Consider the following 19707-nt stretch of genomic DNA (forward strand, 5'->3'; position numbering starts at 1 on the left):
GTCTCCATGCCGCCGTTCCTGATCATCGGCAACCCCGGGAACCGGCGCGTCACGCTCTTTCAGGAGGCCCTGGTCCGCGCGGGCCTTCCTCCCGCGCACGTGGTGGCGTGGGAGACGGTGGCCCGTACGCCCGACGTCCTCCTGGAGCTGCCCGACACGGAGCGCCTCGTCCGCATCGACGCGGCAGGGGAGGACGCGGCCGTGGAGCGCGCCTTCCTCCAGCGCGGCTTCACGGATGCGCTCGGCGCGGGCTGCGACACCGTGACGCCCGAGCAACTGGAAGCACTGCCGGATGAACACGGCCGCGTGCTGTGCCCCCGGCAGCACCACCTGGGCTTCCTGCGCGTACTGGAGGACCTGTCCGTGCGGTTCGCCCAGCGTCCCCACTGGCGAGTGCTGTCCTCTCCGGGCGCCATCGCGGACCTGTTCGACAAGCGCATCACGTCGCGCCGGTACGCGGGTCTGGGCATCCCCGTGCCGCCGTTCCTGGACGCGGCCCCGGGCACAACACCGGAGGCCCTGCGCCACGCTCTGCGCGAAGCGAACTTCCGCGAGGCGTTCGTGAAGCTGTCCTGCGGCTCGTCCGCGTCGTGCCTCGCCGTGTACCGGCCGGGCAGGGCGGAAGGCTCGCTGCTCACCAGCCTGCACCGGGGGGACACTGGCTGGTTCAACTCCCTCAAGGTGCGCCGGGTGACGGACCCGCGGGAGGTGGACGCGGTGCTGTCCTTCCTCCTGCGCGAAGGCTCCCAGGTGGAGGAGGCCCGGCCCAAGGCGCGGCTGGGCGGGGACATGTTCGACTGCCGCGTCCTCGCGGTGCGCGGCGAGCCCGTCTTCACCGTGGTGCGCCAGAGCCGCCTGCCCATCACCAACCTGCACCTGGGCGGCTACCGGGGGGACCTGGACGCCTTCCACGCGGCGGTACCGCCCGGCGAACTGGAGGCCGCGATGGAGAGCTGCCGCGCCGTGGCCCGTGCGCACGACTGCCTCCACGTGGGCATCGACCTGATGTTCGAGGACTTCTTCCACGGCCACCGAGTGCTGGAGGCGAACGCCTTCGGGGACCTGCTCCCCGGCCTCACGCGTGATGGCCTGTCCGTCTACGACTGGGAGCTCCGCGAAGCGCTGCGCTGAGCGCCGCCCGTCCACAGCCGCGTCGCCGGCACGCGCTCCAGCAGCCCTGAGCCGAACACGCGATCCAGCTCCAGGTACTCCAGGTGCACGTAGCCGATGTGACACCCGCACGTGTCCTTCGAGCACGGGCGCGGCCTCAACGCCGCGTCGAAGTCCGGCGCGTACACGTTGCCCAGCGGCTCCTTGATGAAGTGGCACCGGTACGCGGTGCCATCACCGTCCACCGACAGCACGGACTCGCCGCCACGGCAGGCCCGGCCCCGGCTGGGGTGGCGTGTGTTGTTCACCGGGAAGAGCGGGTCGATGCGGGTGAAGCGCTCCACGTCCTCGGGCGTGTACGCGTCCAGGCCGTCCTTCACCGCGTTGATCCACAGGTACGTGTCCTCGGGCAGCTCGCGGCGCAGGGCCTCCGCCTCGTCCGCGAAGCGCCGGAAGCCCACCATGCCCGCGCTGTGCCGCACGCCGTGCTCCGACAGCCGCTGGCACTGCGCGAGGAAGCGCGAACGCTTCATCCACTCCGGATGGTACGTGGCCCAGATGCCCAGCTTCTCCGTGCGGCAGTCGGTGAGCCAGTCCAGCCGGCAGGAGAGGTTCGTCTGCACCGCCGCGCGCTCCACGTGGGGCAGGTGCGTGAGGCGCGCGAGGGCCTGCTGGTACCAGGGCCAGATGAGCGCCTCGCCCCACGGCGTGAAGAACACGGACACGGTGTCCTGCGTGCGCGACTCCACCCACTGGAGGAACCGCTCCAGGTCCGCGCGGTCCTTCGTGAGCTCCTCCTCGCTCTGCTTCCACTTGCCGAAGGGGCAGTACTCGCAGCCGTAGTTGCAGCCGGACAGCGGGCCCCGGTAGAGCACGGTGAGCTTCATCGCCAGGCGTACTCCGCCTTGCGCGCGCGCACGGCCTCGGAGTCCAGCCAGGGGCCAATCAAGTCGGAGCGCTCCACTCCCGCGGGAGTGAGCTGGAACACACCGTCCACGTCGCGCGCCAGCCCGTGCGCCTCCAGCTCCGCGAGCATCGGGAAGTCCGCCTTCACGTCCGTGCCGAAGCGCTGGCGGTACACGCCCGGGTCCACGCCCTCCGCCAGCAGCGACAGCACCAGGTGCCGGTGGCGCTGCTCGGCCGCGTCCAGCACGAAGCCGTAGCGGACTTCACCGAAGGAGGCCGTGTCCCGTTCGCTGTACGCCTGGATGATGCCGCGCACCTCGCGCGAGGCCACCGCGTACTCGGACGAGTAGTGCAACGCGCCCGTGTACGAGCGCGCCCCCACGCCCAGGCCCACCATGCCGTCCTCCTGGCAGCGGTACACCGCGCCGCGAGCCGCGGGCGCATGCGCCGCGCGGAACATCCGCATGGACACCTGCGTGTAGCCGCGCGACAGGAGGAAGTCCCGGCCGGTCCGGTAGAGCGACAGCCGCAGGTCGTCCCACGCGCGCGACTTCTTGCCCAGGAAGGTGAGGGGCCGCACGTAGAGCGGGTAGAGATACAGCTCCTCCGGCGCGTACCGCAGCGCCGCCTCCAGCGAGTGGAGGAACGTCTCCACCGTCTGGCCCTCGATGCCGTAGATGAGGTCCAGGTTGAGCGTGGGAAAGCCCGCGCCGCGCAGCAGGTCCAGTGTGGACTCCACCTGTGCCGTCTGCTGCGGCCGCTTCACCGCGGCGACCTCCGACTCCAGGAAGCTCTGCACGCCCATGCTCACCCGGTCCACGCCCCGGGCCTTCAAGAGCGCCACCTTGTCCGCGTCCACCGTCTCCGGCGACACCTCCACGGACATGGGCACGTCGCGAGGGTCCACGCCCAGCTCCGCCGCCAGGTCGAACACCGTCTCCAGCCCCGCGACGTCCAGCAGGGTGGGGGTGCCACCGCCAATCGCGGCCCGCGCGAACGTGGCCGGCCCCAGCGCCTCCTTCACCCGGCGGGCCTCGCGCTTCAGCGCGGCGAGCCAGCCTTCGACGACGTCCTCCTTCGGGCCCGCGGCGGTGAAGAGGTTGCAGAACCCGCAGCGCATCTCGCAGAACGGCACGTGCAGGTAGAGGAACAGCGCGTCCCGCCGCTCCTTCGCCCAGACGTCCTCCAGCGGCAGCGCGGGCGTGAGCGGGCGGTAGGCCGTCTTGTGCGGGTAGCCGTAGAGGTACGCCACGTACGGCGTCCCTTCGAGCATCGACTCCAGGCGCGTCATGGCGCGGAGTCTACCGGCAGCACGAACTCGCCATAGGGCACCGTCCACACCACCGGGTGCCCCAGCCGGTGCCCCGTGTAGCCGTCCTCGCCGTACGCCGTGCCGTGGTCCGAGCACACGATGCAGAACGCCGGGCCGCGCCTGCGCAGTGCCTGGAACAGGGGTGGCAGCTGGCGGTCCACGTACGCCAGCGCCGCCGCGTGCGTCGCCTTGGAGTCCTCCGTCGCCCCGGGCACGTAGTGCCGGTTGGGCTGGTGCAGCGCGGAGACGTTGATGAACAGGAACACCCGCTGCTCCCGGGGCAGGGACCCCAGGATCTTCACCGCGAGTGATGCCTGATTTTCCGTGGACCGGGGGGCGGTGACGCCCAGCTCCGGGGCCCAGTGCGCCTCGGAGAAGAGGCCCGGGAGGACGCGGCCCAGGGGGTTCCGCTGGTTGAAGAACCCCGTCCCGCCAATGCACACCGTGTGATAGCCGCGCCCGGCCAGCCCCGTGACGAGGTCCGGCGCGTCCAGCACGCAGGTGCCGGGGCCCGTCGTCTCACTGCCCTCGAAGCGCAGGGCGAACGGGCGAGCGTGCCGGCCCGGAGTGACGGGGGTGGGGAGGAAGCCCGCGAAGAAGGCCTGATGCGCGGCGTAGGTGAAGCTCGCCGGGGTGTGCCGCTCCTCCCACCGGCCGCCGGGCAGCAGCGCGGCCAGGGTGGGGGTGCGGCCTGCTTCCAGCTCCTCCCGGGCCACGTCGTAGCGGAGCGTGTCCAGCGTGAGGAGGAGCAGGTCATGCGTGCCGACCAGCGCGTTCAGGTCATGCATGCGGACCGGAGGGGCGGGGAGGGGACCTCATCGATGAGAGGTTCCATACCCCGCCTGGGACGGCGGGACTACGACATCGGCGCGGTCTCGGCAGGGGGACGCGGCTGCGCGGGGGCTTCCGCCGGCATGGACTCCAGCGGGCGGCGCGCGGCGTTGGGGCGCTGCGTGTCCACCGTGGAGTTGTAGAGCGTCGTGGCGAAGGTCTGCTGCCCGCCCGTGGACAGCGTGCGGAAGGCGCGGTCCAGCGCCTGCTGGCCGCCCTGCAGGCCCTGGCCCAGGGTGCGCTCCACCAGCGCGCGCGCCTGCTGCTCGTTGAGGCGCGCCGTGAACGGGCCGGTGCCGGACGCCGCCGCGTCATCGCCGGAGAAGGCGCCGCGCGCGAGGGCCGCCGCGTTCGGATCCGTGAAGGTCAGCTCGTAGCTCGTCTCCGGGGTCTGGCCGGGACGCGTGGTCGTGGTCGCCACCACGGAGTCGTTGATGGCCGTGCGAGCCCGGCCGTTGCCGTCCGCGCCCACCTGCATTTCCGTGGACTGGGTGCTGCCCGCCACGTTGCGGTCCGTCTGGCGCACGGTCTGCTCACCCGCGCCGTCCGCGCTGAGCGCCGTGCGCCGCGCGGAGGAGGCCACCTCCTGGCCCAGCACGCGTCCCTGGCGGGTCTGATCCAGCGTGTCCGTGCGCTGCACGTTGCTCACGCCCGTGCCGTTCTCACGGGGCAGCTGGCCGGTGCGCATGAAGTCGTCATAGGCCGCGCGGCCTTCCGGCGTGCGGATGTTGAAGTCCGCGGACTGGGTCTGCCCCAGGCGCTGATCCTGCCGGCCCTCCAGGCCGCGGATGTTGGTGGCGTCCCGCTGGCGGCCGTCGCTGGTCACCGTGGCGCGCACGGTGTCTTCCGACGTGCGCTGCACCTCATAGCGCTGCGTCTGGCTGCGGTCATACGACGTGCTCAGCCCCAGCCGCTCGCCCAGCCGGCCCGGCCCCGCGCGCAGGCCCGCGTTGAAGCCCGCCTGCCCCTGGACCTCCGCCCGGGCGCGAGTGCCCACCGGCCACGTCTCCGGGGAGGCGGGGTTGGGCAGCTCACCGTTGCGGATGGCGTCCGTGGCGCCCTGGCGCGGCACCTCCACGCGCAGGCTGCCCTGCAGCCCGAACGAACCGCCCGCGCTCACCGGCCCCAGCCGCGTCGGCACGCCGCCCCGGGGCGTCGAGCCGCGGTTGCCCACCTGGCCCTGGGCCTCCAGGACGAAGTTGTCACCCTGCGTCGTCACCCGCGCGCGGCCCGAGGGGCGCAGCGCGGCGGCGGGCGAGAACGAGTCGCGGTTGCGCTCCGCCGCGGCCTGAGCCTCGGGCGGCTGCTGCGCGGGGGCCTGCGTCCGCGGCGCGCTCGCGGGGCGGTTGGCGGGAACCGTCGACTGCGTCGGCTGGAAGGTCGGAGCGGGACGGTTCGGATTGATGGAAGTCATGGGTATTGAGGTTATCGGCCTTTCAGGCGGTTTGTTTCCGCTCAGTGTGTGGCTCTTACACTCCTGTCCCCTGAGAGGTTCCGGCCACTTCCACTCAATCAAAACCACCTGCGCCCACCCCGGGGACGCACTCCCAGCGAAAAAAGCACGCCCTATTGCAACTGAGTGGCAGGACTTGAAATGCGGCAGTAATGCGTATTACAGGTTTTTCTCCTTTTGAAGGGAGTACACGACATGCAGAACATGCGGAAGCGGTTCTCGACGTCTCGTGGTGGCTGGCGGCCGGTGACGGCGCTGGTGCTGGGCTGCACCCTGGCGGTTCCTGCTGGAGCGCTCGCGGCGGAGCGCACCCCTTCATCGGCCACGCGGGCTCCGGCGGCGCCGGGCGCGGCGGTGGCGACGGCGCTCAAGGCGGGGGGCACGACGCTGGCGACACCGGCGGGGCTGGTGTTCCACCAGACGGCGCAGCCGGTCAGCGGCCTGCGCACACTGGACGTGGCGCGGGACACCGGCGTGCAGCTGCACGTCTGGCGTGAGCGGCAGGCGGACGGCACGGAGCGCGCCTTCTCCGCGTACACGCGCGGCGGCTCGGAGCTGCTGGGCCGCGTGCAGCAGGAGGAGTACCTCATCCGGCTGGCGGAGGCGTCGTTCGACCCGCTGGCGCGCACCGCGCCGCTGCTGGGCAACGCGCTGGTGGCGGACCGGGACAACACCCTGTCGCTGGTGCAGTTCCACGGCACGCCGCTGCCGGAGTACCGCGAGACGATCGAGAACGCGGGCGGCAAGGTGCTGCGCTTCCTGTCGGACCACACGTACCTGGTGGAGATGCCGTCGGAGGTCCGCGCGCGGGTGACGCAGCTCCCTGCCGTGCGCTGGGTGGGGGACTACCATCCGGAGTGGCGCCTGGAGCCGGTGCTGCGGGACGCGCTGCTCGGACGGGCGGCGGCGCTGGCGCCCCAGCGCTACTCCATCATGCTGGGTGAGGGCGGCCCGGCCCGCCAGGCCCGCGTGACGGCGCTGGTGGAGCGGCTGGGCGGCAAGGTGGACCTGGTGGAGCCGGGCGGCCTGCGCGTGGAGGCCACGCTCAACCAGGAGCAGCTGGCCTCGGTCGCGCGCGCCAACGAGGTGCAGTTCATCGACCGCTGGGGTGGCCCCGGCGAGGTGGACATGGACATCGTGCGCGAGACGGGCGGCGCCAACTACGTCCAGGGCCTCAAGGGCTGGACCGGGCAGGGCGTGCGCGGGGAGATCTTCGACACCGAGCTGCGCACCACCCACCGCGAGTGGCCCACCGCGCCCATCATCCACAGCACGGGCACGTCCTCCGGTTCGCTGCACGGCACCAGCTGCTACAGCCACAACTTCGCCAGTGGCGTGGATCCGCTGGCCAAGGGCATCCTGCCGAGCGGGCAGGGCATCTTCTTCCTCTACTCGGAGTCCACGCAGTTCGGCGGCACCAAGTCCCGCCTGGCGATGAATCAGGAGCTGCTCAACCCGAGCGGCCCCTACCGCGCGGTGTTCCAGACCTCCAGCGTGGGCAGCACGCTGACGACGTCGTACACGACCATCTCCGCGGAGGTGGACGACTACCTGTTCAAGGCGCCCCTCCTCAGCACGCAGTCGCAGAGCAACAGCGGCACGCGCAACTCCCGGCCGCAGGCGTGGGCGAAGAACATCGTCTCCGTGGGCGGCATCCGGCACTACAACACGCAGGCCCGCACGGATGATCGCTGGTCGTCGGGCGCGAGCATCGGCCCGGCGGCGGACGGCCGCATCAAGCCGGACCTGGCGTTCTACTACGACAACGTGCGGGGCGCGTCCGGCTCGTCCGATACCTCCTACACGGAGTTCAGCGGCACCAGCTCCGCCACGCCGCAGACCGCGGGCTTCTTCGGCCTGCTGCACCAGATGTGGCACGAGGGCGTGTGGGCCGGCCACGGCAAGAAGGCGGACGTCTTCACCAGCCGCCCGAAGATGGCCACCGCCAAGGCGCTGATGATCAACGGCGCGTCCAAGTACAACTGGCTGGCCGGCGGCGCGAACGCGGACATCGACCGCAACAAGCAGGGCTGGGGAACGTCGGACGTCAAGCGCCTGTATGACCACGCCGCGAAGACGTTCGTCGTGGACGAGACGGACGTCCTCGCGCCGCTCGGCTCCAAGACGTACGCCTTCACCGTGCCCACCGGTGAGACGGAGCTCAACGTCACGATGGTCTACACGGATCCCATGGGCACGGTGGGCGCGGCCCGGGCGCGCGTCAACGACCTGTCCCTGCGCGTGACGGCGCCCAACGGCACCGTGTACTGGGGCAACAACGGCCTGACGGCGGGCAACGTGTCCACGGCCGGCGGCGTGTCCAACAAGGTGGACACCGTGGAGAACGTCTTCCTCGCGAACCCCGCCGCGGGTACGTGGACGGTGACGGTCCTGGCGGATGAGGTGGTCCAGGACGCCCACACGGCGACGGCGGCCGTGGACGCGGTCTACGCCCTGGTGGTGAGCGGCGTGAACCTCAACACGAAGGCGCCGTAGTCGCTTCCGTGCGCGGGCTCCGGTGGTGTCCGGGGCCCGCGCTGTCGCGGTCAGTGCCCCGCGGGCTTCGCGGGGGCCTGCTGCTGGACCACGGGCTTCGAGGCGCGCTGGAGGACGGGCAGGGACGGGCTCAGCGTGTGCCCGGTGGCTCGCCGCTCAACCAGAATGCACGGTTGCCGCTGCGTAGCGCCCGCTCCAGGAACTCCGCGAAGCTGGATGCGATGCGCTCCATCTCCTCCGGGAATGTCTCATGGAAGGCGTCGAACAGCGGGTATCGGCCCGCCTCGCGCTGGGTGCTGTCCAGGACGACGTAGTCGGAGTCCTGCATGTCCACCAGCGTGAATACGGACGGCGCCCCGTCCCGGTCCTCGTCGCTGGCTCGGATGGCCAGGCGGGCGCGGCGGATCTCCGCGAGCGGCAAGACGCGGTAGAGGGCATCAGCCCGTGGCGCGAAGAGCGTGCACCCGTCGGAGTGCAGGTAGAAGGCGCGCAGGTCCTCGTCCAGTTTCCACCCGACGCGCGCCTCGAAGGCGGCCAACTGCGCGGGCGTCGCGGGCGCGTTGGGGAAGTGGAGCCGGGAGACTTCGGCCAGGAGTGGAGCCATGGGCATGGCCGTCAATCCACGTAGGGCCGCTCGGGACCCGGCTTCAGCCACTGGCCACCCGGCGCGTAGCACGCGGGATACTCGCGGTTGAGCACGCCGTGCACGTCGTCGGGCACCGGCAGGACGTTGTCGCGGGCCACCGGCGCCCCGCCGTGCCTCAGGTCGAAGATGTGGTGCCCCTGCCAGTTGACACCGCCCGTCGATGGCCAGCCGCCGAACTCGCGGCCCCACTCATCGCGGAACGCGTTGCGAGAGTTCTTCCATGTGTCCCGGCGCCACTTCCCGTCCGACACCTTCGGGTAGTCGCAGCAGCAGTGGGTGATGGCAAGGCGGCCGCCGGCCTCCGCGGGCATGAAGAGGTAGCGCCCCTGCCAGTCCCCCTTGATGTCGGCCAGCCACATGCAGCCCATGAGCGGGTAGCCCTGCGCTGCGCACTTCGACTCGCACCGGACCAGGAACGCGGCGCTGCACTGCCAGGGCCCATAGTAGATGGTCGTGCGGAGCTGCCCGCCGTCCGGCGTCCTGACGACCGACCCGACCCACTTCGCGCGCGCCGGACTGCCGCCCCCGCCGACAGTGGCCGAGCCGCACCCGACGAGGGCGAGGAGCACGGCTGCGCTAGCGGGGCTGCGGATGGTGGAAGTGGCCGCCATTGCAACCCATGACAACACGGCGAAAGAGGTCTGTTAAGTCGAAGAGGCGCGGCGTGCCCTGTTGGTCGCTTCCGTGCGCGGGCTCCGGTGGTGTCCGGGGCCCGCGCCGTGACGGTCAGGGCTCGGCGGGCTGCGCGGGGGCGTGCTGCTGGACCACGGGCTTCGAGGCGCGCTGGAGGACGGGCAGGGACGGGCTCAGCGTGCCCAGGTAGAGCCGGCCGTGGAAGCCCGTCTCGCCCGGCGCGTCGAAGAGGGCCACCTTGCGCGGCGTGTTGGGCTCCTGGCGCGCGTCCGCCGCCGGGTTGATGCCGTGCACGTCGCAGTCCACCTGCTGCCAGACGTTGAAGCGGCAGGCGTAGTGGGCGCCGCGCGCGAAGCCCACGTCCAGGGCCCGCACGGGCGAGGAGGGCAGGGCGGTCGTGAGGCGGTGGCCCATGGGTTCGAACTTCGAATCCCAGTTCACGCCGCCGGTGCGCACGTGCACGTCGCCCGCGAGCACCAGCATCCACGCGTCCGGGTTCTCCTTGCGGAAGGCGATGAGGTTCGCCGCCATCTCCTCCTCGCGCGCGTTGCCCGCCGCCTGCTTGGAGTCGAACGCCACCACCGACACGGCGTGGCCCTGGGCCCTCAAGCGCCGCGCGGCCTCCAGCAGGTGGATGACGCCCGCGCTGCTGCGGCCGTCCTGGTCCACGCGGCGGAAGAAGTCGCTCAGCACGAGCAGCCGCTCCAGGTCCGCGTCCGTGCCGGCGCTGGTGAGGTACTCGTCCAGCGCGCCCTGATCCACGGACGGCACGGACAGGGCCAGCGCCACGGGGAGTTTCTTCGCGGTGGCGTCGCAGAGCATCCGAGCGGCGGCGTCCGGCAGCTCGCGCGTGCCCATGGGGTCCGCGACCAGCACGGTGCCGCCCTGCGTGAGCAGCGCGTCCACGCCCTCCACGGGGTCACCGCAGCGGGGCGCGGCTTCGGGCGTCTCCGGGGTCCAGCCCGCGACCTTCACGTCGCGCACGGGGATGGACGCCTTGCCTCCGACCAGCTCCAGGGACGGGACCATCTCCAGGCGCATGAGCAGCTTGCGCTCCTGGGGCAGGTCGCGAATGCCGCGGCGCAGCCTGAAGCCCTCCATCTGCGGGACGGCCTCGAAGGTCTCGTGGGCGAACACCTCGCGGTTGTGGTTGTAGTAGTGGTCGTTCCGCTTCTGGCTGCCCGGCTCGGGCGTCTGCTGCGTGACGGCGTCCTCCGCTTCCCGGTACTGGAGCCGGAAGATGCGCACGATGGATTGGCGCGGGCCGACCTCTTCGGGGCGCACGAGGTAGCGTTCGAAGGTGCGGTTGCCGCGCACGTTCACGCCGATCTCCCAGGACTGGGAGTACAGCTCATGCGTGGTGTTGTTCTCGAAGATGTCCAGGCGCTGCTCTTCCAGCAGGCGGCGCGCGACGAACATCGCCTCGTCCAAGGGAACCAGGTACACGCGCTCCACGGTGGGGATGGGCTCGGTGTCCAGCGGATCCCCATCCAATCCGCGCGAGATGCTCGTGCACCCCGTCATGCACAGAAGCCCCAGCGTCCAGTGCCACCGCATGGTCCTGCCCCCTTTCGTGGAAGGGGACAGCCCAAGGCAGGCGCCATCCCCGGACACCTGAGTCTAGCACTCCGGGTGCGGGGATTGCGCCCCCAGGCCGTGAAGGGAACACTCCATGCTCCTCTCAACGCTCGTCTGGGGCCTATCTGTGGCTGAGGATTCGTGGGCTCAGGAAGCGACCCAGGTCGTCGAGGCGCTCAACCTCCTGACCGTCCTGGCCGCACCGCGACTCTACGAGCGGTGGTGCACCCAGGCCCCGGCGGAGGAACTGCGGACCGTGCTCCAGTCCCGCATCGCGGCGCTCGCGAACTACTGCGCGAAGGCGTGGGGCAGCCCGGATGCGGAGCGCTTCCGGTCGGCCGCCCCCAAGGTGCGGGCGCTCGCCGAAGCCCTGGCCGCAGCACCCACCGGCCACCTCATGGAACCCGGCTGGAACATCCAGGCCCGCGAGTGCCTGGATGCGCTGGGAGTCCAGGCGCCTCCAGGCGGATGGGAGTCCTTTGAGGGGCTCCCTCCCGGCAGTGATTGATCAGTGCTCCGCTTCCGCGGGCTTCGTGCCGCCATCCTGCTGCTGCTGGGCCACGGGCGGGGTGGTGCGCTGGATGACCGGCGGTGAGGCGTTGAGCGCTCCCACCCAGAGCCGGCCGTGGAAGCCCGTGTCGCTGGGCCTGTCGAACAGGGCCACCTTGCGCGGCGTGCCCGGCTCCTGGCGCAGCTCCGCGGTCGGGCTGAGCGCGAAGACGTTGCAGTCCACCTGCTCCCAGACGTTGAACCGGCAGGAGAACTGCGACCCCCGCTCGAAGCCCACCTCCAGCGCCTTCACCGGCGACCCGGGCAGCGCCTTCGTCAGCCGCCAGCCCAGCGGCTCGAAGTCCTTGTTCCAGCTCACCGGCTTCGTGCGCACGTGCACGTCACCCGCGAGCGCCAGCAGCCACGTGTCCGGATTCGCCTGTCGGTACGCGATGAGGTTCTTCGCCATCTCCGCCTCGCGCGCGTTGCCAGAGGCGTTGTTCGAATCGAACGCCAGCACCGTCACCGCGTTCCCCTGCGCGCGCATCCGGCGGGCCTGCTCGATGAGGCGGAGCAGGGCGCCGCTGCTGCGGCCGTCCTGATACACGCGGCGCCAGAAGGAGCTCACCACCAGCAGCCGCTCCAGGTCCGGACCGTGGCCCTCGCTGGCCAGATAGTCGTCCAGCGCGCCCTGGTCCTCCGACGGCATCGACAACGCCAGCGCCACCGACAGCTTCTTCTCCACCGCGTCGCACAGCATCCGCGTGGCGATCTCCGGCAGCTCGCGCGTGCCCAGCGGATCTCCCACCAGCACCGTGTGCCCGGCCGTGAGCAGCGGCTCCACGCCCTGCAGCGGCTCACCGCACTTCACCGGCGGCGGCTGGGCCGTGTCGTCATCCCAGCCCTCCACCTGCACGGCGCGCACGGGCGCGTTCGTCCTGCCACCCACCAGCTCCAGCGACGGCACCATCTCCAACCGCGCCAGCAGCTTGCGCTCCAGGGGCAGGTCGCGCGTGCCGCGCACCATCTTGAAGCCCTCCATGTCCGGCACGCCGTCGAACGTGAAGCGCTCGAACGTCTTCCGGGCGAGGTACTTCTCCTCGTCCTGGATGCGCTCGTTGAGCCACTTGGGCTTCACCTCGATGTTCGTGTCCTGCTCGCGGTAGCTCAGGCGGAAGACGCGGATGACCGACTGGCGCGGCCCCAGCGACGCGCCCTTCACGAAGTAGCGCTCGTAGGTGCGGTTGCCGGGGAGGTTCATCCCGGGCTCGTGCGCGGACGTGTAGAGCTCGTGGTGGTCCGCGCGCTCGAAGACGTCGTAGCGCTGCTCCTCGAAGACGCGCCGCATGGTGAAGAGGGCCTCTTCCAGAGGGACCAGGTACACCGTCTCCTCGGTGGGGACCTCCTCGTCCTGCGGCGTGGTGTCATGGAGGTCCTTCGTCAGGCTCGCGCAGCCGCCGACGCACAACGACAGTCCCAGCAACCAGTGAAACCGCATGGCATGACCTCCGGCCCACCCGATGTGCTCCGATGTTGCTCGCGACGGGGGTGCGGCGTCCCGGCTCCCACGGCCAGGACGACGGGATTCAGTCTACCGGGAAACGCACGGCAAACACGTCTGTCAGGCAGGACGGGTGGGAGCGGCTCCCTGGCCCGTGAGCGAGCGGACGACATCCAGCGCGTGCTCGGCGTGCTTCTTCACCTGGATCTGCGAATCGAACGCGTAGCGGATGGTGCCGCCCTTGTCCGCGACGAACGTCACCCGCCCGGGCAACAGCCCCAGGAAGTTGGTGCCCACCCCGAAGGCCTTGCGCGCCGCGCCATCCGGGTCGCTGAGGAGCCGGAAGGGGAGGCGGTACTTCGCGACGAACTTCTCGTGGGACTCCGCGGTGTCGCTGCTGATGCCCACCACGTCCGCGCCCGCGTCCGTGAAGTCCTGGTACTGATCCCTCAGGCTGCAGGCCTGGACCGTACATCCCGGGGAGTCATCCCTCGGGTAGAAGTAGATGACCAACGCCTTGTCACCCAGCAGGTCGCGCAGGCGCACCGGCGCGCCGCCCGGCCCCTGCAGGGTGACATCCGGAACCGCATCCCCTTCTTTCAGCATCTTGGCCATGAAAGTCCCAATCCTCCCGGGGGGAGCATGGACCGCGCATGGCCTGACCCGCAAATCAATGCGGACTCCGGGTTGCCCGGAATTCAAGGGCCTGGGCATTCTTTCAGGGCATGGAGCCACGCGACCCGATGGACACCGAGGACTCCCGCCGGGGGCCCTCGCGCGCCGCCCCGGAGGGCCGGCTGTACCTGCTGCTCTTGCAGGGGAACACCTCCCGGGTGGTGCCGCTGCCCCGGGAGGGCGCGGTGGTGGTGGGCCGCGCGGTGGGGGCGGACGTGGTGGTGGAGGACGCGTCCGTGAGCCGCCAGCACGCGCGCGTGGCGGTGGCGGAGGGCGAGGTGTTCATCTCGGACCTGGGAAGCCACAACGGCGTGCGCGTCAACGGCGAGCGGGTGCAGGGCTCGCGGCCGCTGGACGGCGGAGACGTGGTGACGCTGGGCAACGTGACGCTGGTGCTCCACCGGGGCGAACGGCCCCCGCCGGAGCGGCGGGCGCTGGAGCTGGAAGGGCTGCGGGCCCGGCTCTCCGAGGAGCTGGACCGGGTGCGCGGCTCGGGGCTGGCGGTGAGCGTGCTGGCGCTGGAGGTGGAGTCCGCGCGGGTGCCGCAGGTGGAATGCGTGCGGGCGCTCGATGGCGCGCTGCGGTTGATGGACGCGGTGGGGCAGGTGGGGAGCACGCTGATCGTGCTGCTGCCGGACCTGTCCGGCGAGGAGGCGGAAGCGGCGGCGGCGCACCTGGTGTCGGTGCTCACGCCGCTGGCCGGGCGGGTGCGCGCGGGGCTGGCCTCAGCGCCGGGGGACGGGATGCAGGGGGACGCGCTCCTGGGCGCGGCGAAGGCGGCGGCGCTGGCCGCGGAGCCGGGCGCGACGCGGGTCAGCGGGCCTTCCATGTACCGGCTGGCGCTGGGCGAGCGGTCCGTGGTGGTGGCGGACGCGGCGCTGGTGCGGCTGTTCGAGTTGCTGCGCCGGCTGGCGGCGAGCCCGCTGCCGGTGCTCATCCACGGCGAGACGGGGGCGGGGAAGGAGAACGCGGCGTGGGCGGTGCATCACTGGTCGCCGCGCTCGGCGCAGCCGTTCGTGCCGCTCAACTGCGCGGCGCTGCCGGAGAGCCTGGTGGAGGCGGAGCTGTTCGGCCACGAGCGGGGCGCGTTCTCCGGCGCGGACCGGGTGCGGGCGGGCCTGCTGGAGCGCGCGAGCGGCGGGACGCTGTTCCTGGACGAGGTGGCGGAGCTGTCGCTGCCCATTCAAGCCAAGCTGCTGCGGGCGTTGGATCAGCAGGTGATCACGCGGCTGGGAGATTCGCGCGAGCGGCCAGTGGACCTGCGCGTGGTGGCGGCCACGCACCGGGTGCTCGAGGACGAGGTGAAGGCCGGGCGCTTCCGGCAGGACCTGTTCTTCCGCCTGTCCGCGGCGGTAGTGGTGTTGCCGCCGCTGCGGCACCGGCCCCGCGAGCTGCCCCTGCTGGCGCGAGCGTTCCTGGAGGAAGCCTGCGCGAGGGCCGGCCGCCCACCGCTGCACCTGTCCGCCGCGACCATGGAGGTGCTGGGGGCGCACGCGTGGCCGGGGAACGTGCGCGAGCTGAAGAACGCAGTGGAGTACGCCGTGGCCACGTCGCCAGGGCCGGTGGTGGAGCCGTCGCACCTGCCGGACTCCCTGCGGGCCGCGACGGAGCCGGATCCGGAACCGGAGCGGACGGAGGGCAGGGCGCGGACGCCGAGGGTGTTCCAGAACCTGGCGGAGGAACTGCGGACGCTGGAGCGGCGGCGGATGATGGAGGCGCTGGAGGCGACGGGTGGGGTGCAGACGCGGGCGGCGCAGCTCATCGAGATGCCGCTGCGCACGTTCGCGTTCAAGATGAAGCAGCACCGCATCACACCCTCGCGAGGCCGCGGCCCGGCGGGTGGATGAAGAGCGAGCCGCTTCCAGCATGGCGGCCGCCCGAGGCGTTCGGGGAGTACCGCCTGTTGCAGCCGCTGGGGCGCGGCGCGATGGGCGAGGTCTACCTGGCGCACGACACGGTGCTGGACCGGCTGGTGGCGGTGAAGTTCATCGCGGGCGTCGCGCCGGATGAAGCGCAGCGCGAGCGCTTCCGCACGGAGGCCCGCGCGATTGCCCGGGTGCAGCATCCGAACGTGGTGGGCATCCACCGCGTGGGTGAAGTGAAGGACCGGCCCTATCTCGTCTCCGAGTTCCTGCGCGGGCAGAGCCTGGACCAGCTGTCCCGGCCGGTGCCGTGGACGCGCGTGCTGGAGCTTGGCGTCGGGCTGGCGAAGGGGCTGGCGGCGGCGCACCGGCAGGGCGTGCTGCACCGCGACCTCAAGCCCGCGAACGCGCTGCTCACCGAGGACGGTCAGGTGAAGCTGCTCGACTTCGGCGTGGCGAAGCTGCTCGACGTGGCGATGGCGCCTGTCCAGCCCGTGCGTCCGCCGGAGGGCCCGCGTGCCGTGCCGCTACTGGAAGGGGAGGCGACGGTGGATGTCCCGGGCACGGTGGACACCTCACGGCGGACCGCGACGTCGAGACCGCTTCCACCGGAGCACCCCCCTGGCCCCGCGGAGCTGCTGGCCACGGGCCGCATCGGGACGCCGCTCTACATGGCGCCCGAGGTCTGGCGCGGAGAACCGGCCACGGTCCGCAGCGATCTCTTCTCGCTGGGCGTGCTCCTCTACGAGCTGTGCGGCGGGCCGACACCCGGGCCGCTCGCGGAGGCCCCGTTTCGACCCCGCACCTTCGAACCGCTGGACGTGGCCGTCCCCGGCGTGGACGCCGCCTTCGCCGCGGTCCTCGCGCGCTGCCTCGCGCATGATCCGTTCGCGCGCTTCGACTCCGCGGAGGCCCTGCGCGAAGCGCTGGAGTCCATCGCCTCACGCCGCGCCCCCCTGGCACTCGCACCCCAGCGCCCACGGTGGCTCCGGGTCACCCGCGTGCTCGCGCTCCCGGGGCTCGCGGTGGCCATCCTCGCCGGCGGCGACTGGTGGGGCGCTCGCTCCCGGCGCATCGACGCGGAGCAGACCCTGGCCGCCGCCGCCGCCATCGTCGACGAAGGCCGCGCCTTCGATGCCCGCATCGAAGTCCTCCGCACGGAGGCCTTCACCGCGTTCGACACCGACCGCTTCACGGAGGCGCTGCCCCTCTGGGGCCAGGCCCTGGACCTGGGCACGAAGCAGGCCCGCCGCTACCAGGACGCCAGCGAGCTGCTCGAAGCGGCGCAGACGCGCGTGGGCCGGGGCACGAACCCCACCCTGGATCAACGCGTCGCCGAGGTCCTCCTCCAGCGCATCCTCATCGCGGAGCGCGACCGGGACTCCCGGGCACGGACGGCCCTGACGCAGCGCCTGGAAGGGCTGGATCCGAGCGGCACCACGAGCCGGAAGCTGACCGCCCCCGTCCGCATGGAGCTGGACAGCGATCCCCCGGGCGCCGCCATCCAGGTCGAGACCTTCGAGTCCCAACCCGGAAGCCCGCCGCGCTGGTCCGAGCCGAGGGCCTTCGACACGACGCCCATGACCTCCGGCCTCACGCTGGAGCCCGGCTCGCACCGGCTGACGTTCACGCTCCCGGGCCGTCCGCCCGTGCGCTACCCGGTGCTGCTCACGCGCGGAGAGACCTTCCAGGCGAAGGTCTCCATCCCCGAACACGTCCCGGACGGCTACGTCTACGTGCCCCCCGGCCGCTTCCTCTATGGCAGCGGCAACGACGAGAGCGTCCGCCGCACACGCCCCATCCACCGGCTCGCCACCGGCGCCTTCCTCATCGCGCGGCACGAAGTCACCTACGCGGACTGGCTCACCTGGCTGCGCGAGCTGCCCGCCTCCGAGCGCGACGCGCGCAGGCCCCGGGGCACCAACTACTTCGGCACCATCGAGCTGCGCCCGGCGAAGGACGGAACCTGGACCTTCCACCTGGAACACGAGGGCGTCTCGTACCAGGCGAGGGAAGGGGAGCCGCTGCGCTACCAGGACCGCACCCTGCGCGCCGAACAGGACTGGCGCCGCTTCCCCGTGTCCGGCATCTCCTGGGAGGACGCCCGCGCGTACATCACCTGGCTGGACGCCACCGGCCGCGTGCCCCGGGCACGCCTGTGCACCGAGCTCGAATGGGAGCGCGCCGCCCGGGGCGCGGACGACCGCGACTACCCGCACGGCCCGACGCTGGCACCGGACGACGCCAACTTCGACGCCACCTACGGCCGCGAGTCGCGTGCGTTCGGTCCGGACGAGGTGGGCTCGCATCCCGCGTCGGACAGCCCCTTTGGCGTGGCGGACCTGTCCGGCAACGTGTGGGAGTGGCTGGTGACGGACACGAACGGCGCGCCCGCGTACGGCGGAGGTTCGTTCTATCAGGACGCGCTCACCGCCCGGGCCGTCAACCACGGCACTGGCGAGCCGCGCACACGCTTCCCCTTCATCGGGATGCGCGTGTGCGCGTCCGCGCCCTGATCAAAGATCGCGCCCCGGCAGCTGCCCCACCGCCGGCAGGTAGCCCAGGTCGCGCACGAACGTGAAGCCACCGGGGTTCGAAGTCGCCGTGGCGTAGACGCCCTGGGTCGGGTGCCTCCACAGCTTCAGCGGCCGGCGCTGCCCCTCGCGGTCCGGATCGACGGAGCTGTAGATGTAGCCCTCGACGGCGTGATCCCCCGCGAGCGGCCTGCGCGAATAGCCCGCCGCCAGCTCACAGTCGCTCCGGTCCGTGAGCAGCATGCGTCCGGTGGAGGTACCGCACCGGTACAGCGCCTTGATGAACGGCTTCATCCGCGCCATCACCTCGTTGGGCAGCGAGGGGGACAGGATGGGCCCCTCCACCCGCACCGGCGAATGGCCCTGGGGCGCCGCGCTCCCCAGGCCCTCCATCGCCAGGACGAAGGCCCTCGGCAGCGCGCCGCCCGCGGAATCGCCCGGGATGCCCGTGACGGCGGTCGTCGTCACGTAGTCCGTGGAGTCCTTCTTGAACAGCACCAGCGCGCGGTCGATGAAGAGCGAATAGGACACCAGCATCCGCTGCGCCGTCCCGTGGAACTCCAGCTCCTCGCACGTCTGCTTCGGCTCCGGAATCTTGAGCGCCTGGTCCACGCAGGTGGCGTCCGCGACCAGCGTGTCCCAGCGCTTCTTGCCCAGGCACAACGGCCGCGCCAGGCCACAGGAGTCCATGGTCCACACCGCCTCCAGCGCGTAGCCGTCCGGCGCGAGCGTCGCCGGCAGGTGGCCGTCCTGGCTCAGCACGGCCGCGTTCTCCGGACCCATGAATGCCAGCGGCGTCCCGTCCAGCGTGTTGCTCCGGCCCTCGCCGCAATAGTCCGCCACCGCCATGCGCGTGCACAGCTGGTGGTACTCGCGCGCGACGGACTCCGGGTACTCCGTGGCCCAGGGCGGATAGCCCCAGTCGATGCACTTGGCGATGACGCCGCCGCCCACGAAGAACGGCTTGCTGGAGCTGCTCTCGTTCTTCGGCGCGCAGGCGAAGGTGAAGAAGTTCGGGTTCTCCCGCAGGTCTCCGGACGTGGACCACGCGTGCGGCACGGAGAGCGCATAGCCGCTGCCGGTGGGGCACAGCGGCGTCGCCGTCTTGTCATCCGTGAAGGCCTGGACCCGGTACTCCCAGCGCGCCTTGCCGGCATTCACGCTGGCGGCGTCGCACGCCGACGTCGGCGGCGTGATGTCCTCGTGACAGCGAACCGCCTCGATGACGAGCTTCACCGTGCGGCCCTCGAATGGCGCGCGGAACACGGCCTTCTCCAGCGAGGGGCCCTCCAGGATCCGCTTCACCGGAATGGGTATCCCCTCCACGGCGCAGCTCTGGAGCACCCGCAGCCGGCCCGCCGTGACCGTCGCCGTCGGCGTCCCGCAGGTGGGCCACCCGGGGTCTTCGGGCAGCTCCACCGACCGCAACGGCACGTTGATGAACTCGAAGCGCCCGGAGCCGTGCAGCTGCGTGCCCTGCGCGCTGTTCGACGGGGGTGGCTCCGCCCACGCGACAGCACCTCCCAGGCACAGTGCCCCCAGCAGTCCCCGCTTCCACATCGCCATCGTCGCCACGTCCATGCTCCTTCTTCGCCATGAGGGAAAGGCGTACCGCTCAGGGTTCTCGGCGGAAGCGGACCGCGGGTGTCTGCTTTGTGCGGAGCGTGCAAACCCTGCCGTG

15 protein-coding genes are annotated in these 19707 nt (G+C 71.5%); 5 read left to right on the top strand and 10 right to left on the bottom strand.

Annotated features, from left to right (window positions below; translation table 11 throughout):
- The first annotated feature begins 6 nt into the window (after nt 1–6).
- Nucleotides 7–1131 carry an STM4014 family protein gene (locus D7V80_RS09210; protein ID WP_120587796.1) on the top strand — a complete coding sequence of 375 codons (1125 nt, stop codon included), beginning with the start codon at nt 7–9 and terminating at the stop codon, nt 1129–1131.
- Here D7V80_RS09210 and D7V80_RS09215 read toward each other — a convergent pair.
- From D7V80_RS09215 to D7V80_RS09230, 4 genes are all read right to left on the bottom strand, one after another.
- Nucleotides 1098–1997 (bottom strand): STM4011 family radical SAM protein, encoded by a 900-nt coding sequence (locus D7V80_RS09215; RefSeq protein WP_120587797.1) that lies wholly within the window; start codon nt 1995–1997, stop codon nt 1098–1100. The genes D7V80_RS09210 and D7V80_RS09215 overlap by 34 nt on opposite strands.
- The gene (locus D7V80_RS09220; protein WP_120587798.1) at nt 1994–3307 is read right to left on the bottom strand and encodes an STM4012 family radical SAM protein; all 1314 of its coding nucleotides are present in this window, start codon (nt 3305–3307) and stop codon (nt 1994–1996) included. Before D7V80_RS09220 ends, D7V80_RS09215 begins: the two co-directional genes overlap by 4 nt.
- Nucleotides 3304–4116, bottom strand: a complete 813-nt coding sequence (locus D7V80_RS09225; protein WP_120587799.1) for an STM4013/SEN3800 family hydrolase — start codon at nt 4114–4116, stop codon at nt 3304–3306. The genes D7V80_RS09220 and D7V80_RS09225 overlap by 4 nt, the downstream gene beginning before the upstream one ends.
- 68 nt (nt 4117–4184) lie before the next feature.
- The gene (locus D7V80_RS09230) at nt 4185–5573 is read right to left on the bottom strand and encodes a hypothetical protein (RefSeq protein ID WP_120587800.1); all 1389 of its coding nucleotides are present in this window, start codon (nt 5571–5573) and stop codon (nt 4185–4187) included.
- Between the two features lie 243 nt (nt 5574–5816).
- Here D7V80_RS09230 and D7V80_RS09235 point away from each other — a divergent pair, with 243 nt between their 5' ends.
- Nucleotides 5817–8108, top strand: a complete 2292-nt coding sequence (locus D7V80_RS09235; RefSeq protein WP_370452474.1) for a S8 family serine peptidase — start codon at nt 5817–5819, stop codon at nt 8106–8108.
- A 130-nt stretch (nt 8109–8238) separates the two neighbouring features.
- Here the strand turns inward: D7V80_RS09235 and D7V80_RS09240 are convergent, their stop codons facing one another.
- The 3 genes from D7V80_RS09240 to D7V80_RS09250 form a co-directional block, all read right to left on the bottom strand.
- Nucleotides 8239–8718, bottom strand: a complete 480-nt coding sequence (locus tag D7V80_RS09240) for an SMI1/KNR4 family protein (RefSeq protein ID WP_120587802.1) — start codon at nt 8716–8718, stop codon at nt 8239–8241.
- A gap of 5 nt (nt 8719–8723) precedes the next feature.
- Nucleotides 8724–9323: a hypothetical protein gene (locus tag D7V80_RS09245; protein ID WP_233585227.1), complete on the bottom strand. Its 600-nt coding sequence runs from the start codon at nt 9321–9323 to the stop codon at nt 8724–8726.
- 157 nt (nt 9324–9480) lie between these two features.
- Complete coding sequence (locus tag D7V80_RS09250) at nt 9481–10944, bottom strand: hypothetical protein (RefSeq protein ID WP_120587804.1); 1464 nt, start codon at nt 10942–10944, stop codon at nt 9481–9483.
- A 148-nt stretch (nt 10945–11092) separates the two neighbouring features.
- On the opposite strand from D7V80_RS09250, the gene D7V80_RS09255 reads away from it, so the two are divergent.
- Nucleotides 11093–11473 carry a hypothetical protein gene (locus D7V80_RS09255; RefSeq protein WP_147447030.1) on the top strand — a complete coding sequence of 127 codons (381 nt, stop codon included), beginning with the start codon at nt 11093–11095 and terminating at the stop codon, nt 11471–11473.
- On the opposite strand, the gene D7V80_RS09260 is transcribed toward D7V80_RS09255, so the two are convergent.
- Together D7V80_RS09260 and D7V80_RS09265 are read right to left on the bottom strand one after the other, a co-directional pair.
- Nucleotides 11474–12952, bottom strand: coding sequence for a hypothetical protein (locus D7V80_RS09260; RefSeq protein WP_120587806.1), 1479 nt, complete (start codon nt 12950–12952; stop codon nt 11474–11476).
- 123 nt (nt 12953–13075) lie between these two features.
- Entirely contained in the window at nt 13076–13570 is a 495-nt protein-coding gene (locus D7V80_RS09265) for a peroxiredoxin (RefSeq protein WP_120587807.1), read from the bottom strand.
- A gap of 128 nt (nt 13571–13698) precedes the next feature.
- On the opposite strand from D7V80_RS09265, the gene D7V80_RS09270 reads away from it, so the two are divergent.
- Both D7V80_RS09270 and D7V80_RS09275 read left to right on the top strand, forming a co-directional pair.
- The gene (locus D7V80_RS09270) at nt 13699–15477 is read left to right on the top strand and encodes a sigma 54-interacting transcriptional regulator (protein WP_120587826.1); all 1779 of its coding nucleotides are present in this window, start codon (nt 13699–13701) and stop codon (nt 15475–15477) included.
- On the top strand, nt 15474–18008 hold the full coding sequence (locus D7V80_RS09275) for a bifunctional serine/threonine-protein kinase/formylglycine-generating enzyme family protein (protein ID WP_120587808.1): 2535 nt from the start codon (nt 15474–15476) through the stop codon (nt 18006–18008). The genes D7V80_RS09270 and D7V80_RS09275 overlap by 4 nt, the downstream gene beginning before the upstream one ends.
- Here the strand turns inward: D7V80_RS09275 and D7V80_RS09280 are convergent, their stop codons facing one another.
- On the bottom strand, nt 18009–19592 hold the full coding sequence (locus D7V80_RS09280; RefSeq protein ID WP_233585229.1) for an ADYC domain-containing protein: 1584 nt from the start codon (nt 19590–19592) through the stop codon (nt 18009–18011).
- Nucleotides 19593–19707: the final 115 nt, after the last annotated feature.

Origin of the sequence: Corallococcus sp. CA054B (assembly GCF_003611625.1) — a bacterium.
GTDB lineage: Bacteria > Myxococcota > Myxococcia > Myxococcales > Myxococcaceae > Corallococcus > Corallococcus coralloides.

Coding starts and splice junctions, on each gene's coding strand:
- D7V80_RS09230 (WP_120587800.1), bottom strand. CDS start 5,573: ATGACTTCCATCAATCCGAACCGTCCCGCTCCGACCTTCCAGCCGACG.
- D7V80_RS09280 (WP_233585229.1), bottom strand. CDS start 19,592: ATGGCGATGTGGAAGCGGGGACTGCTGGGGGCACTGTGCCTGGGAGGT.
- D7V80_RS09210 (WP_120587796.1), top strand. CDS start 7: ATGCCGCCGTTCCTGATCATCGGCAACCCCGGGAACCGGCGCGTCACG.
- D7V80_RS09260 (WP_120587806.1), bottom strand. CDS start 12,952: ATGCGGTTTCACTGGTTGCTGGGACTGTCGTTGTGCGTCGGCGGCTGC.
- D7V80_RS09235 (WP_370452474.1), top strand. CDS start 5,817: ATGCGGAAGCGGTTCTCGACGTCTCGTGGTGGCTGGCGGCCGGTGACG.
- D7V80_RS09240 (WP_120587802.1), bottom strand. CDS start 8,718: ATGCCCATGGCTCCACTCCTGGCCGAAGTCTCCCGGCTCCACTTCCCC.
- D7V80_RS09225 (WP_120587799.1), bottom strand. CDS start 4,116: ATGCATGACCTGAACGCGCTGGTCGGCACGCATGACCTGCTCCTCCTC.
- D7V80_RS09250 (WP_120587804.1), bottom strand. CDS start 10,944: ATGCGGTGGCACTGGACGCTGGGGCTTCTGTGCATGACGGGGTGCACG.
- D7V80_RS09220 (WP_120587798.1), bottom strand. CDS start 3,307: ATGACGCGCCTGGAGTCGATGCTCGAAGGGACGCCGTACGTGGCGTAC.
- D7V80_RS09275 (WP_120587808.1), top strand. CDS start 15,474: ATGAAGAGCGAGCCGCTTCCAGCATGGCGGCCGCCCGAGGCGTTCGGG.
- D7V80_RS09265 (WP_120587807.1), bottom strand. CDS start 13,570: ATGGCCAAGATGCTGAAAGAAGGGGATGCGGTTCCGGATGTCACCCTG.
- D7V80_RS09270 (WP_120587826.1), top strand. CDS start 13,699: ATGGACACCGAGGACTCCCGCCGGGGGCCCTCGCGCGCCGCCCCGGAG.
- D7V80_RS09215 (WP_120587797.1), bottom strand. CDS start 1,997: ATGAAGCTCACCGTGCTCTACCGGGGCCCGCTGTCCGGCTGCAACTAC.